The sequence below is a fragment of the Amycolatopsis keratiniphila subsp. keratiniphila genome, assembly GCF_001620365.2.
GTDB classification, from domain to species: Bacteria; Actinomycetota; Actinomycetes; order Mycobacteriales; family Pseudonocardiaceae; genus Amycolatopsis; species Amycolatopsis keratiniphila.
In genome coordinates, this window is record NZ_LQMT02000023.1 from 130,381 (window position 1) to 143,552 (window position 13,172).

Annotated in this window: 13 protein-coding genes; 7 read left to right on the forward strand and 6 right to left on the reverse strand. The window is 67.8% G+C overall.

What is annotated here, in order from left to right; all coding sequences use genetic code 11:
- Window positions 1-113 precede the first annotated feature (113 nt).
- A complete protein-coding gene (locus tag AVR91_RS24970; protein ID WP_063273469.1) occupies window positions 114-1,112 on the forward strand; it encodes a hypothetical protein in 999 nt (332 codons plus the stop codon).
- Between the two features lie 78 nt (window positions 1,113-1,190).
- Here the strand turns inward: AVR91_RS24970 and AVR91_RS24975 are convergent, their stop codons facing one another.
- From AVR91_RS24975 to ddaH, 3 genes are all read right to left on the reverse strand, one after another.
- On the reverse strand, window positions 1,191-1,853 hold the full coding sequence (locus tag AVR91_RS24975) for a glycoside hydrolase family 75 protein (RefSeq protein WP_063272404.1): 663 nt from the start codon (window positions 1,851-1,853) through the stop codon (window positions 1,191-1,193).
- Window positions 1,854-1,959: 106 nt separating this feature from the next.
- Entirely contained in the window at window positions 1,960-2,616 is a 657-nt protein-coding gene (locus AVR91_RS24980; RefSeq protein ID WP_063272403.1) for a polysaccharide deacetylase family protein, read from the reverse strand.
- A 91-nt stretch (window positions 2,617-2,707) separates the two neighbouring features.
- Window positions 2,708-3,553 (reverse strand): dimethylargininase, encoded by an 846-nt coding sequence (gene ddaH, locus AVR91_RS24985; protein WP_172843537.1) that lies wholly within the window; start codon window positions 3,551-3,553, stop codon window positions 2,708-2,710.
- A 74-nt stretch (window positions 3,554-3,627) separates the two neighbouring features.
- Here ddaH and AVR91_RS24990 point away from each other — a divergent pair, with 74 nt between their 5' ends.
- From AVR91_RS24990 to AVR91_RS25005, 4 genes are all read left to right on the forward strand, one after another.
- Window positions 3,628-4,074 carry an Lrp/AsnC family transcriptional regulator gene (locus AVR91_RS24990; protein ID WP_005151923.1) on the forward strand — a complete coding sequence of 149 codons (447 nt, stop codon included), beginning with the start codon at window positions 3,628-3,630 and terminating at the stop codon, window positions 4,072-4,074.
- 13 nt (window positions 4,075-4,087) lie between these two features.
- Window positions 4,088-4,840 carry an enoyl-CoA hydratase gene (locus AVR91_RS24995; protein ID WP_063272402.1) on the forward strand — a complete coding sequence of 251 codons (753 nt, stop codon included), beginning with the start codon at window positions 4,088-4,090 and terminating at the stop codon, window positions 4,838-4,840.
- Between the two features lie 289 nt (window positions 4,841-5,129).
- Window positions 5,130-7,037, forward strand: coding sequence for a 2-oxoacid:acceptor oxidoreductase subunit alpha (locus tag AVR91_RS25000; protein ID WP_063272401.1), 1,908 nt, complete (start codon window positions 5,130-5,132; stop codon window positions 7,035-7,037).
- Complete coding sequence (locus tag AVR91_RS25005; protein ID WP_016330986.1) at window positions 7,034-8,098, forward strand: 2-oxoacid:ferredoxin oxidoreductase subunit beta; 1,065 nt, start codon at window positions 7,034-7,036, stop codon at window positions 8,096-8,098. The genes AVR91_RS25000 and AVR91_RS25005 overlap by 4 nt, the downstream gene beginning before the upstream one ends.
- A gap of 38 nt (window positions 8,099-8,136) precedes the next feature.
- On the opposite strand, the gene AVR91_RS25010 is transcribed toward AVR91_RS25005, so the two are convergent.
- A complete protein-coding gene (locus AVR91_RS25010) occupies window positions 8,137-9,450 on the reverse strand; it encodes a sunset domain-containing protein (protein WP_063273585.1) in 1,314 nt (437 codons plus the stop codon).
- A gap of 15 nt (window positions 9,451-9,465) precedes the next feature.
- Window positions 9,466-10,491 (reverse strand): polyprenyl synthetase family protein, encoded by a 1,026-nt coding sequence (locus AVR91_RS25015; protein WP_063273584.1) that lies wholly within the window; start codon window positions 10,489-10,491, stop codon window positions 9,466-9,468.
- A 294-nt stretch (window positions 10,492-10,785) separates the two neighbouring features.
- Here AVR91_RS25015 and AVR91_RS25020 point away from each other — a divergent pair, with 294 nt between their 5' ends.
- Entirely contained in the window at window positions 10,786-11,940 is a 1,155-nt protein-coding gene (locus AVR91_RS25020) for a Fic family protein (protein WP_063277008.1), read from the forward strand.
- On the opposite strand, the gene AVR91_RS25025 is transcribed toward AVR91_RS25020, so the two are convergent.
- Window positions 11,912-12,226: a DUF6204 family protein gene (locus AVR91_RS25025; protein ID WP_063277007.1), complete on the reverse strand. Its 315-nt coding sequence runs from the start codon at window positions 12,224-12,226 to the stop codon at window positions 11,912-11,914. The two genes, AVR91_RS25020 and AVR91_RS25025, sit on opposite strands and share 29 nt — an antisense overlap.
- A 180-nt stretch (window positions 12,227-12,406) precedes the next feature.
- Between AVR91_RS25025 and AVR91_RS25030 the strand changes: the two genes are divergently transcribed.
- Window positions 12,407-13,066: a hypothetical protein gene (locus AVR91_RS25030; protein ID WP_063277006.1), complete on the forward strand. Its 660-nt coding sequence runs from the start codon at window positions 12,407-12,409 to the stop codon at window positions 13,064-13,066.
- Window positions 13,067-13,172 lie beyond the last annotated feature (106 nt).

Below are 13,172 nucleotides of genomic sequence, written 5' to 3' on the forward strand. Positions count from 1 at the left end.
CCACTCACGACCCACTGGACCCAGCTATCCACAGCCACGTCACCTCTCCCCCTGTTATCCACAGATCCGCTCCACGCCCGCCAGACCCACGGCTCAGCGGCGATCGTCGAAGGGTGCCTCTTCACAAACGCTGGTCGGTGGAATCCATCCCGGCCGAACAACGCCCGAGCTGGCCTGTCGTCCTGGCGGAACAGCATGGAGTCGTTGACACCCGGCAACTTCGCGCCTACGGCCATACAGTGGCCGATATCGAGGCCAACCTCGCGGCCGGACGCTGGCAACGAGTGCTACCGCGCGTCTATGCGATGTTCACCGGCGACCTCTCCAGGTCGGCCAAGATTCACGCGGCGCTGAAGTACGGCGGCGGCCATGCGGTGTTGAGTCACCGCACCGCCGCCGAGGAGTGGGGGCTGATGCCCGTCGTCGACGGCCCTGTCGAAATCACGGTGCCGTACACGTTCTCGGCAGTCTCGGTCTGGCCCTTGGTGATCGTGCACCGTTCGCGTGCCCTGCCGCATATCGCGATCGGGACCTCTCCCCCACGGACCCGCGTGACCGACACGATCATAGATCTGGCCACAGCCCAGAGAACCCCGAAAACGGCGACCAATACAGTGGTCGACCTCGTCAGCCGAAGCAAAGTCTCCTTGGCGGCGATGGAGAACTGCGTGTTCTTACGGCCGCCTTTCCGTTACCGGCCCGCCATCCGGCACGGTCTCGCACTTCTCGGGGGTGGGCTGATGTCGGCCCTCGAAGTCGAATACAAGGAAGCGGTCGAAGACGCACACGGTCTCCCACAAGGTAGCCGGCAAACACCTTTCGAGGTGAAGGGCAAGATCCTCTGGGAGGACGTCACCTACGACCAGCATGGCGCCGGGGTGACGGTCAGACTCGATGGCCGCGCCACCCACGCCATGCCGGACGTGGCCTTCCGGGACCGGATGCGGGACAACGCGGCCGAGCTGGCAGGCCGGGCGCGTCTCGTCTACGGCTGGAACGACGTGCGGAATTCCCCGTGCGAGGTCGCCGCAGAGGTCCACACCGTCCTCCGCCGCGAAGGTTGGGACCCGACCGGCCGCCGCGCCTCGACGTGCGAGAAATGCGGGTCGTGAGTGGCGTTTCGGGTTCTAACCCGAAACGCCACTCACGACCAACCCGACCAAGACGCTCCCGGGGCCGTCCGGTTTTCGTCAGCCCCGAACGAACTTCGCCGCCAGGCTTTCCCCCACGGAAGTCGCCTTCCCGTGGTTCTCGATGGGCGAGACCTTCGAGTTCTTGAAGCAGATGTACGTGACACCCGAGTCGACGCCGCCGTTCTTCGGGTCCGGGTTGATGCCCAGCGCCTTCGCGGTCGCGTAGGACGCCTCGCCGATGATGTTCTTCGGGCCGGTGTCACCGATGATGGTGTACAGCACCTTGTCGTTGTAGATCACCGCGCACGAACCGGCGCCCTTGAGGCCGGCCTTCTCGAAGTTCCACGTGCTGCTGATACTCGGCACGACGATGTAGGGCGTCTCGTCGGCGACCAGCGCCTTGCCGTCGGAGCGCGGGTACGCGGTGCCGTCCTGGAACCACGGGTCGGTGTTCTTGTTGCACCGCGCGGTCGGCTGCCCGTCGCAGTCGACGTCCATGTCGGCCTTCCAGAACACGGCGCTTCCCGCGTCGCAGACCGCGATGGTCCGGCCGGTCTCCTCGTCGGTCTTGTACTTGCCGTTCGAGACCTGTTTGCAGCCGGCGGTCTTCGCCAGCAGCTGCTGCGCGGTCGGGCCCGCCTGCACCGAAGCCGCGGCAGTCGCCGCGGGCGCCAGTCCGGCGGCCACCACCATCGCCGAGAACAGGAGCAGTTTCCGCATACCGAGCACCCCTTAGTTAATAAGGCTTCTTTATCGAGGGTGCTCAGAATGCCTTCGCCGACGGTTCGGCTCAAGGGTTATTTTCCCACCGTACAAGGAAAACCGGTCAAAAGCGGGCAAGCCTGGCGACCCGCGCCATGACTCGTCCCGCTCGACGGTACAGCCCATCCCGGTTACCGAGCACGCTGTCGATCCATTCCTGATCGACGTCGTGCCGGACCTCGGTGCGCGGCCGCAGCCAGCTGTCGCGCGACACCGTCCCGCCTTCGTGCGTGTAGACGCGCGTCGCGCCGGAACGCCGGAGCCTGCTGAGCACCCGCCGGTCGTAGGCGCCGAACGGCGGCGCGTAGGCACGCACGGGTTTCCCGCTCAGCTCCGCGAGCAGTTTCGGCGCGACTTCGAGTTCGCGCCGGGCGTTCCTGCCGTCGAGCCGCCGCCAGTCGCGGTGCTCCCAGCCGTGCGAACCGATCGACATGCCCGCTTCGACCAGTGCGCGAAGGCCGTCGGCGTCGAGGAAGCCCCGCTGCCCGATCCGGCCGGCGAGGGGGAAGAACTCGGCCGTGAGATCGCGCTCCACCAATCTGGGGAGCGCGATCTCGACGTCCGACACATTGCCGTCGTCGAAAGTGAGCCCGACGTCCTCACGTCCGGCCACCGCGTCGAGCACCCGCTCGAACTGCTCGACGGTCACCCATGTTTCGTCTTCGCCGGGATCCAGCGTGCGCACGGGTTTGCCCACGCCGCCGATCGCCAGGATCACCATCCGCGCCTCATTCGGGACCGAGTTCGTTTCCCGATTAATCGCGTTGGCGAATGGAGTAGTTACATGTTCCCGCAAGGTGTCCACTAATGGATTACTTGCGGATCTCCAGGGTGCAGCACTTCGGGCCGCCGCCCGCCTTCCGGAGCTCGGAAATGTCCAGGAAGACGACCTCGTAGCCGCGTTCGGTCAGCCGCGCCGCCAAACCGGTCGCTTCGACCGGCAGGACGACGTTGCGGCCGTCGGACACCCCGTTCAGGCCGAAACACTCCGCGTCGGCCCGGTCCGCGATTACCGCGTCGGGGAACATCCGCTCCAGCACCTTCCGCGACCCGGCCGAGAAGGCCTCCGGGTAGTAGGCGATCTGGGCGGACGTGGTGTCGGTCGCCTCGGCGAGCACGAACAGCGCGGTGTCGAGGTGGTAGTAGCTCGGGTCGATCAGCCGCAGCGAGACCACCGGGACGCCGAGGACCTCCTGCGCCTCGGCGTGCGCGGCCGGGTCGGTGCGGAAGCCGGTGCCGGCGAGCAGGACCTTGCCGGTCCAGGCGAAGTCGCCTTCGGCTTCGTTGATCTTCTCGGGCATGGTGATGTCGCGGTAGCCGTGCTCGACGAACCAGCGGCGGAAGTGCTCGGCCTCGGCGGTGCGCTGGGGGGCGCGGAACCGCGAGCCGAGGACCCGGCCGTCGACGACCGTGCCGGAGTTCGCGGCGAACACCATGTCGGGCAGGCCGGGCTGGGCGTCGATCTCCTCGACGGTGTGGCCGAGGCGTCGGTAGGTGTCGCGGAGTTCGGTCCATTGCGCCATCGCGGCGTCGACGCTGACCGGGACCGACGGGTCCATCCACGGGTTGATGACGTAATCCACCGCGAAGTACCGCGGCGGGCACATGAGGTAGCGGCGCGTCGTGGGTACACGGGGCTGCTGCTCCAGTTCCGGCATACCCGAAGGGTAAGGGTTACCTAATTCCGCAATCAATCGCTGTTCGCTGCGCACATACCTGCTAAACATTGCGTGTGAACACCATCGACCAGCGAATCGTTTCGTGCCTGATGGCCAATGCGAGGTCCAGCTACGCCGACATCGGCAAAGTCGTCGGCCTGTCCGCGCCCGCGGTGAAACGCCGGGTCGACCGGCTGCTCGAAACCGGGGTCCTGCGCGGGTTCACCGCGGTCGTCGACCCCGAAGCGCTGGGCTGGGGCACCGAGGCCTTCGTCGAGATGACCTGCAACGGCAACATCACCCCGGCCCGGATCCGCGCCCGGCTGGAACCACTGCCCGAGGTCGTCGCGGCCTACACGGTGTCCGGCGCGGCCGACGCGATCGTCCATCTGCGCGCTTCGGACATCCATCACCTGGAGACCGCCCTGGAACGGCTCCGCGGACTGGAGATCGTCGACCGCACGGTCTCGACCGTCGTCCTGTCCAGGTTGCTGGAACGCCCGCCGACGCCCGAAGCGTGACACCCTCGACCGCGTGACCGATCAGATCCGCTCCAGCCATGACGGCGGCGTCGCCGTGCTCACCATCGACGCGCCCGCGACCCGCAACGCATTGACCCTCGACCTGTCCGCGCGGCTGGCCGAGGCCGTCTCGCGCGCCGAGGCCGACGAGAGTGTCCACGCCTTGGTCGTCACGGGCGCGCCACCGGCGTTCTGCGCGGGCGCCGACCTGGACACGCTCGCCGGTGCCCGGGAGGACGGGCTCCGCGCGATCTATGACGGCTTCCTCGCGGTGGCGCGCTGTTCCCTGCCGACGATCGCCGCGGTCGGCGGGGCCGCCGTTGGCGCCGGACTGAACCTCGCGCTCGCCGCGGACGTCCGCATCGTGGGACCGAAGGCGAAGTTCGTGGCCAGATTTCTCGATCTCGGCATCCATCCCGGCGGCGGGATGACGTGGATGATCCAGCGGCTCGTCGGCCCGCAGAAGGCCGCGGCGATGACACTCTTCGGAGAGGTCGTCGGCGCCGAAGCCGCTGTCGAATGCGGGCTCGCGCTCCGGCTCGTCGAAGGAGATCTCGTCGAGGCCGCCCGTGAACTGGCGAAACCCGCCGTCGGCGCTCCGCGAGACGTCCTTCTCGCGACGAAGCGCACGCTTCGGCACACCGCCACGCTGACCGACCATTCGGCCGCCGTCGACGCCGAGATCGAGCCTCAAGTGGCGTCACTCACCGCACCCGCGTTCACCGAACGGCTGGCGCGGTTGCGGGCCTCACTGTCCAACTGCTGACCGTTCCTCGACCGGACTTCACTACGCTGGAAGGAGATACGGCTCACAATCGAGCCGAATCGCAGCCCGTTACCATCAGTAACAGATAAACCGGATAATCCCCGCTCAGCGACGAGCTCAGGACACTTGAGAAGTAGGTCCGGCCCGTTTCTACGGCAACCTGGGAAGTGTGCCGAGGGCTAACCTCGGGACATGGACCTGTGACCTGGCCGACATCGCCGGGCGAGGCACGCCGATCCCCGGCACGGCCGGGGACGACGCACGTCGGGAGAGAGGGAATCCCTGACCCATGAGCACGAGCGCGAACGGCAACGGCTCCTTGTCGGCCGTGAGGCCGACCGAGGTCGCCAAGCTGGACCGGGTGGTCATCCGGTTCGCCGGCGACTCCGGTGACGGCATGCAGCTGACCGGCGACAGGTTCACCTCGGAAGCGGCCGCCTTCGGCAACGACCTGTCGACCATGCCGAACTTCCCCGCGGAGATCCGCGCGCCACAGGGCACCATCCCGGGCGTCTCGAGCTTCCAGGTGCACTTCGCCGACTACGACATCCTCACCCCGGGCGACCGGCCGGACGTCCTGGTCGCGATGAACCCCGCCGCCCTGAAGGCGAACCTCGCCGACGTCCCGGCGGGTGGGACGATCATCCTCAACACCGACGAGTTCTCCAAGCGGAACCTGGTCAAGGTCGGCTTCGAGAACGACCCCCTCGACGACGACACCCTTTCGGCCTATCAAGTCCACCGGGTCGCCATGTCGACGTTGACCAGGGGCGCGCTCGAAGAGACCGGACTGTCCAAAAAGGACGCCGAACGGGCGAAGAACATGTTCGCGCTCGGCCTGCTCTCCTGGATGTACCACCGGCCGACCGAAGGCACGGAACGGTTCCTGCGCGAGAAGTTCGCGAAGAAGGCCGACATCGCCGAGGCCAACATCCTGGCCTTCCGCGCCGGCTGGAACTACGGCGAGACCACGGAGTCGTTCGCGACGACGTACGAGGTCGCGCCCGCGAAGCTGAACCAGGGCACGTACCGCCAGATCACCGGGAACACCGCGCTGGCGTACGGGCTGGTCGCCGCCGGGCAGCAGTCCGGCCTGCAGATCCTGCTCGGCACGTACCCGATCACCCCGGCGTCGGACATCCTCCACGAGCTGTCCAAGCACAAGAACTACGGGATCCTCACCTTCCAGGCCGAGGACGAGATCGCCGGTATCGGCGCGGCGCTCGGTGCCTCCTACGGCGGCGCGCTGGGCGTCACCTCGACGTCCGGGCCCGGTGTCGCGCTGAAGTCCGAGGCCATCGGCCTCGCGGTGATGACCGAACTGCCGCTGGTCGTCGTCGACGTCCAGCGCGGCGGCCCGTCGACCGGCCTGCCGACCAAGACCGAGCAGGCCGACCTGCTGCAGGCGATGTTCGGCCGCAACGGCGAATCCCCGGTGCCGATCGTCGCGCCGCTGTCGCCCGCGGACTGCTTCGACGCGGCGCTGGAGGCCACCCGGATCGCGCTGAAGTACCGCACGCCGGTGTTCCTGCTCTCGGACGGCGCGATCGCGAACGGCTCCGAGCCGTGGCTGATCCCGAATGTCGAGGATCTGCCGGATCTGCGCGTGGAATTCGCCACCGAGCCGAATGCCGAGGACGGTTCCGGGGAATTCTGGCCGTATGTACGCGACCCCGAGACCCTCGCCCGCCAGTGGGCGCTGCCGGGCGCCGCCGGGCTGCAGCACCGCATCGGCGGGCTGGAGAAGGCCGACAAGACCGGCCACATCTCCTACGACCCGGACAACCACGACAAGATGGTGCGGCTGCGCCAGGCCAAGATCGACGGCATCGACGTCCCCGACGTCGTCGTCGACGATCCGAGCGGCGGCAAGGCACGGGTGCTGGCACTCGGCTGGGGCTCGTCCTACGGACCGATCGGTGCCGCGTGCCGCCGCGTCCGCAAGGACGGCATGCCGATCGCGCAGGCGCATCTGCGCCACCTCAACCCGTTCCCCGGCAACCTCGGTGACGTACTCCGTTCGTACGACACCGTCGTCGTCCCGGAAATGAACCTCGGCCAGCTTTCGATGCTCTTGAGGGCCAAGTATCTCGTCGACGTGAAGTCGTACACGAAGGTCGCCGGGCTGCCCTTCAAGGCCGAAGAGCTGCAAGGCGTCTTCACGGAGATCATCACCAGTACGGAGGGGGCGAAGTGACCGCGATCGACCTGGGGATCCCCACCCTCGGCGGCTTGGACCTTGTGCCGACCGAGACCGAACCGCAGAAGGCCAAGGACTACAAGTCGGACCAGGAGGTCCGCTGGTGCCCCGGCTGCGGTGACTACGTCGTGCTCAACGCCGTGCAGTCGTTCCTGCCGACGCTCGGCCTCAAGCGCGAGAACATCGTGTTCATCTCGGGCATCGGGTGCTCCTCCCGGTTCCCGTACTACCTGAACACCTACGGCATGCACTCGATCCACGGCCGGGCGCCGTCGATCGCGACCGGGCTCGCGACCGCGCGGCCCGATCTGTCGGTGTGGGTCGTCACCGGTGACGGCGACGCGCTGTCCATCGGCGGAAACCACCTGATCCACGCGTTGCGGCGCAACGTGAACATCAAGATCCTGCTGTTCAACAACCGGATCTACGGCCTCACCAAGGGCCAGTACTCGCCGACGTCCGGGCCGGGCATGGTCACGAAGTCCACCCCGATGGGCTCGGTCGACACCCCGTTCAACCCGCTTTCGCTGGCGATCGGCGCCGAGGCGTCGTTCGTGGGCCGCGCGCTCGACTCGGACCGCAAGGGCCTGACCGAGGTGCTGGAAGCCGCCGCGAAACACCGCGGGTCGGCGCTGGTGGAGATCTACCAGAACTGCCCGATCTTCAACGACGGCGCCTTCGACGTCCTCAAGGACAAGGACGAGGCCGCCACCCGGCTCATCCCGCTGAAGGCGGGCGAGCCGATCAAATTCGGGCCGCAGGGCGAATACGGCGTCACGCGCGGCGGCTGGGCCGGGCTGGAGGTCGGGAAGGTCGCGAACATCGGCGAGGAGAACCTCGTCGTGCACGACCCCACGATCGAGGACACGTCGTACGCGTTCGCGCTTTCGCGGATCGGCGACCAGAACCTGAACCACGTGCCGACCGGCATCCTGCGGCAGGTCGAGCGGCCCACCTACGACGACCAGGCGCGTGCCCAGGTCACCGAGGCCCAGGCCGCGCGCAAGCCGGATCTGCAGGGGCTGCTGCGCGGCAAGGACACCTGGACGGTCGTGTAGGTCGCCCTCGAACGCTATGAACGGCCCGTTCATTGCAGCTAGGTGAGGGGACGGAAGCCCACGCGCTCCGCGTCGGCGGCGGTACGGAACCAGACCTCCGCCACCATCTTCGGGAACTGCTGCGAGTCCTCCGTGCAGTACCGCAGAGCGGTCACGCTCGCCTTGACCGCGAAGTCGTCGGCGGGACGGCCACCACCCGGCCGCGGCATCGCCGAACCGGGACCGAACGGGCCGGGCGGGACGGACTCGGCCACCGGAGCGGAGACCTGCCGCGCGGGCGGAGGCTCCGGCGCCGGCATCGCGTCGCCAGGCTGGACCGCGGGCTCGAACAGCGAACCGCTCTGCCCACCGGACAGCTCCGGCTCACGGCGCTCGATCGCCCGCATGGACGGCTGGATCGGCTGCGGCGGCTCGAAACCACCGCGAACCGCGCCCCGCGGCGTGCGCTTGGGCAGCACCTGGGTGGCTTCGGCGGGCGTCTCGGGTTCCGAATCGAGGTGCCCGGCCTTCGCCTCTTCGTCGGAGCCGAAGGCGTACGCGGGAGGATCGTGAAGCTCCTCTTCCCGCTCGAACCAGTTGGTCTCTACGGGCGCCTGTTCCGTCTCCACGCGCGACGCGGGGCTGAACAGCGACACCGGCTCCGGCTGCGTCTCGGCGCCTTCGGGGTCCAGCTGCATCTCCAGACGGGACCGGTACGGCCCCTCGCCCGGCAACGGCGGCTGGGGTTCGGGCTCGGGCTCCGGCTCGAGGTCCAGCTTCGACGCGGGCTGGAGGTAGTCGGTCGCCGCGGCGACGTACGGGTTCGCCGGCTCGGGCTCAGGCTGAGGCTCGGGTTCCGGCTCCGGCAGGGCGGCCGGGATGAACTGCGTCCGCTCGGCCGCGGGCTCCGGGTCGGGTTCGAGCTCCGGCTCCGTCTGCTCCGCGGTGCGGTACTCGGCCTCGTACTCTTCTTCGGGCTCGAAGGTCTGCGTCGCGGCCGGAGAGTGCTCCGGCTCCTTGACGACGTCCTGAGCAGGCTCCTCGGCAGGCTCGGTCCACTGCTGCGCGGGCTCCTGCTCGGTGAGCGTCTCGGGGTACGCGGGCTTCGGCTCCTCGGCCGCCGCGAACTCCTCGTCCAGATCGTCGTGCGACGGCTTCGTGAGGTACGCGGTGCCGCCGGCGACGGCCGCGGCACCCGCGCCGAGGCTCACCCCGGCGGGCAACCGGGACGTCTCGGCGTGCGCGGTGGCCAGCGAGCTTTCGAGCTCACGGATGCGCTTGCGGGCCGGGATCACCAGCACCAGCCAGGTGAGCAGCGCGCCGACGACGAACGCCAGCAGACTCCACAGCCAAACCTGTCCGAAAATGGACATCTAACCTGCCCTTTGTCAATGCGTTCGCGCGACCAGGTAGTCGGCGACCGATTCGCAGGCGTCCCGGGCGGGCGACGCGGGCAGCGCCGCGAGCTCGGCACGCGCCCGACGAGCGTAGTCGGAAAGAGTTTCGCGTGCGCGTTCGAGTCCGGACGAAGCCCGCAGCAGGTCGAGGGCCTCGGCGACCAGCTTGTCGTCGGAGATCGGGCCGGACAGCAGCTCGACCAGGCGCGGGTCGGTGGCCGGGTCGGCCAGCGCGTACAGCATCGGAAGCGTGCGGACGCCTTCCCGCAGGTCCGTGCCCTGCGCCTTGCCGAGCTCGTCGGAAGCGGACGCGATGTCGATGACGTCGTCGGAGATCTGGAACGCCGTCCCGATGATGTCGCCGAAGCGGCGAAGCGCGTCGATGTACTCGTCCGGCGCGCCGGACATCATCCCGCCGAACCGGCCGGAGGTGGCGATCAGCGAACCGGTCTTCTGCGCGATGACCGTGAGGTAGTGCTCGACGGCGTCGTCGCCGTCGGCCGGGCCGACCGTCTCGCGCATCTGACCGGTGACCAGCTCGCCGAAGGTCTCGGCGATGATCCGGGCCGCGTCGGTGCCGAGGTCGGCGACCAGCCGCGAGGCGTGCGCGAACAGGAAGTCGCCGGTCAGGATGGCGATGGTGTTGTCCCAGCGGGCGTTGACGCTTTCCGCGCCGCGGCGCATCGTCGCCTCGTCCATCACGTCGTCGTGGTACAGCGTCGCGAGGTGCACCAGCTCGACGGCCGCGGCGGCGGTGACCACCTGGTCGCCCTGCTTCGGCCCGAACTGCGAGGCCAGCAGCGTGAACAGCGGACGGAAACGTTTGCCGCCCGCCTCGACCAGATGCGAAGCGGCGTCCTCGACGGCCTTGACGTCACTGCGGACGACCTCGCGGAGCAGGGTCTCCACGTCGGCGAGACCGGTGGCGAGGGTGCGTAGGAGCTGCTCGTCGGCGATCTGGAGCCCCACGGACGCGCGCAGGTCCTCGATGGCACCACCTGGGGCAGGTGAAGACACAGACACGTCGGCTCCGCTCTCTTTGACACCGTTCGGGGTTGCTCCCAGCGTAGTGGCTAGCCGCTGAGGCCTGTTGACGTGCTGTCCTGCGGAAACGGTGACGAAGATGACACCCCTGCCGAGTATCCGGCCGGCGTCGGCACGAACTGGGGGAACACCACAGAAACGCCGGCGTGCAGGAGAAGCCCTGCGAGATCTGCGAGCACTATCAGAGCCAAGTAGCACACCCGGCCAACTGTGATACTTTCTCGACCTCAAGTATCACAGTTGGCCGGGTGGGGGAAGTGAGTGCCAATGCGGATCACAGCCGTTTCGGACCGCCAGAGAGCTCATCTCGTGCGCTCCGAGCGGGGCTACCACGCCTTCGTCCCGCCACCGCTCCCTCCGGACATCGAGTTCGACCTCGGCTTGGCGAGCGCGCTTTCCGCCGCGGACCGGGCGGTCGGCGAGCTCGCCGGCATCGGACGCACCTTGCCGAGCGCGGCATTCCTGGTCCACTCGATGATGCGACGCGAGGCCGTGCTTTCCAGCCGGATCGAGGGCTCGGAGGCGACCATGTCCGACCTCGTGCTCTTCGAATTGCAGCCGACCGCGTCGAAACGAGGCTCTGACGTCGAAGAGGTCCTCAACTATGTGACCGCGCTAGGACACGTCCTCGACCCCGAGCGCAGGCTGCCACTGAGTCTTCCCCTACTACGTGAAACACACCAGGTCCTGCTCACCGGAGTCCGTGGCGGATACGCCACGCCGGGCGAGTTCCGTCGTTCGCAGAACTGGATCGGCCCACCGGGCTGCATTCTCGACACGGCGAGCTACGTTCCCCCACCGCCGGAAGTGCTCTGGGAATGCCTCGACGCTTTCGAGAAGCACCTGCACGCCGAGCACACCCTGCCGCCGCTGATCACCATCGCCTGCCTGCACTACCAGTTCGAGGCCATACACCCCTTCATCGACGGCAACGGCCGGGTCGGCCGACTCCTGGTCACCCTGCTCCTTGTCGAGTGGGGCCTCTTGCCCGCCCCGCTGCTGGACCTGTCCGCATACTTGGAACCACGGCGCGACGAGTACTACGCCCGACTGCTCGCAGTCAGCACCCAAGGAGACTGGACCGGCTGGATCCACTTCTTCCTGTCGGTACTGGAAAACCAGGCGATCGACGCGCGCAATCGCGCCGTCGCACTTCACTCACTCCGGCAGGACTACCGGACGAGGACGACGTCCGCTCGCACTTCGAGCCTGCTTCCCCAACTCGTCGACGCACTGTTCGAGACACCGGCGATGACGATCAACAGGGCCTCAGACGTACTCGGCGTCACACATCGGGCCGCCACCCAGAACGTGATCAAGCTCGTCGACGCGGGAGTGCTGACGGAAATCCATTCGCCAGGCCGCGTCCGGCTCTTCCTTGCCGAGGAGATCCTCAGGACCCTGGACGGCGGCGGATCTTGATGTCGTCCATGCAGGTCGCCTTGCCCGCGACGTCGCGGTACGGATAGCCCTTGGCGTCCAGCAGTTCCATGACCTTCAGCTCGGCTTCGTCGAGTACGTCACGTTCTTCTTCGCCCTGCAGCGTGATGCGGAAGGTGAACGCGCCGAGGTGCGCGCTGTAGGTGAGCAGGCCGTCCTCGGTGAACCCGATCGCCTGATGGTCGCTCAACTCCGCAAGGAGCCGGGCGCGGGTGTCGGCGTCGGGGTGGTCGAACTTGCCGTTGACGAGGACGCGGTAGGTCGGCATACGCCCGAATATACAGACCTGAATCCAGATACGAACCCGAATATCCAACGGGTGTCCATGATCCACGGTCGAGTGAAACGACCGTCACGCGCGCAACGGGCGAATCCGACACGCAGATAGTGATGACAAAGGAAGAACGGCCAACCGGCTCGCTCTCCGTCACGTGAGGAGGACGTGGAAATGCGCATCACCATCGCAGGCCGGGCCGGCCTGGTCGGCGTACTGCTGCTGGCGGGCCTCGGCGCCGGAGTGGCTCCGGCCGCGGCGTCGAACCCGGCCGGAGTGGCGTCACTCGGCTCCGCCGCCTTCACCAAGGGCACCTCGGCGCCGATCTCGATCGCCTCGCTCGCCGACTGCGCGGTCGAGGGACCGACCAGCAACTCTTCCGGGGTCGTGACCAGGACCGGGATCACGTTCGGTGGCGGCACGACGACGTGCACGACCACCGTCGTCGACCCCGAAAACGACGTGACCACGACGAAGTCGGAAGCCAAGGGCCAGAACTTCGAGCTGTCGGCACTGGTCTCGTCGAGCGGGCCGCGGATCAAGATCAGGTCCTACTCGGTCAGCTGCACGGCGACCCAGACCAGCACGAACGCGAGCTGGACCTACGGCGGCGCGACCGGGCTCGGCACCCTGCCGTCGCCGGTGCCGGTCGGCTACGTCAAGCCGATCACCAAGTCCAACGGCACCCTGCTCGCCGAAGCGATCTTCAACGAGCAGACCTTGCCGGGCAACGGCAGCATCGGGCTGACCATGCTGCGGATCAAGTTCGCCCCGGCCTCGAACATCACCGGCGAAGTGGTCGTCGGGCGCACGGCCTGCTCCCCCACTCCGTAAGCCATCCCGCCGGGAAAGGGGCGTCCGGAACCTGCCGGGCGCCCCTTTTCCATTCTGGCTTATATAAGCCTCTGCTGATATCTTGGCGGCAGCCGAGCAGAGGAGG